The sequence below is a fragment of the Shigella sp. SIG3 genome (assembly GCF_053555855.1).
In genome coordinates, this window is sequence record NZ_JBQZXE010000247.1 from 1 (window position 1) to 1165 (window position 1165).

Here is a 1165-nt window from a genome sequence, read left to right on the forward strand (position 1 = left end):
ACCCTGGTGCTGGTGGCAATTCTGATTATGCTGCCGACTCTCGGCATCGGTGATATGAACAATCTCTATAAATGGCTGTTGAATCTTAACTCGGTAGTGATGCCGCTGCGTTATTTATGGGTATTTGTTGCATTTATTGCAGTCGTTCGCCTGGCGCAGAAATATAAACCAGAATATGTCTTTATTCGTAATAAGCCTCTGGCAATGACCGTCGGGATTTGGTGTTTTGCCTTTACCGCCTGTGCCTGTTTGACGGGGATCTTCCCGAAAATGGAAGCCTTCACTGCAGAGTGGACCTTCCAGTTGGCGCTGAATGTTGCAACGCCGTTTGTGCTGGTAGGATTAGGACTGATATTCCCGCTGCTGGCACGTAAAGCGAATAGCAAATAATTATTGTGGTCGGTGACGCTGACTCTGGCAGATCTGACCCGTTTTTACATAATCGAGAAATGCGCGCAAGCCGCAGGACATATACTGGCGGTTTGGGTAATAGACTTGGAAGCCTGGACGCTCTGTGATCCAGTCTTCCAGTACACATTCTAAACGACCAGTATCAAGGTACTCCTTGATCTGTTCATAGAGCAGATACCCGATACCAGCACCCATCAAAACGGCCTCCAGTTCAGCATCAACATCATCCAGAATGATATTTCCTGCGACAGCAATTTCCAGCTCCTTTGCAAATTGCCAGTGGAAAGGTTTGCCGCTGGGATAACGAAAAACAACACATTGATGATTAAGCAGATCATGAGGATGGCGGGGTTTGCCATATCTTGCAAAGTACTCTGGCGTTGCTGCTACACATAATTTCACTGGTGGGCCGATCGCCACGCTGATCATATCTTTTTCGACGATGCCACTAAGTCGAACGCCAGCGTCAAAGCCCTGTTGGACGATATCGATAAGAGAATCGTCAGTTGTGAGCTCTACTTTAATATCAGGATATTCACGTGTGAAACCAACCAGTAAAGGCATTAAAAATATACGTGCAGCTACCCGGGCGGCATTGATTTTGAGCGTTCCTGTCGGTGTCAGACGAAAATCATTCATCTCATCTAACATGATCTGAATTTCGTCGAAAGCTGGGCGCAATCGTTCATAGAGATTAGAACCCGCTTCCGTTAACGATACGCTTCGGGTTGTCCGATTGAATAAGCGAATTTTA

1 protein-coding gene and 1 pseudogene are annotated in these 1165 nt (G+C 46.5%); one reads left to right on the forward strand and one right to left on the reverse strand.

The window, feature by feature from the left end:
• A pseudogene (locus ACUU1I_RS20640) lies at positions 1-390 on the forward strand (hypothetical protein); the annotation flags it as partial.
• Here ACUU1I_RS20640 and ACUU1I_RS20645 read toward each other — a convergent pair.
• On the reverse strand, positions 391-1165 hold a 775-nt coding region (locus ACUU1I_RS20645), incomplete at its 5' end, for a LysR substrate-binding domain-containing protein (RefSeq protein ID WP_449144917.1).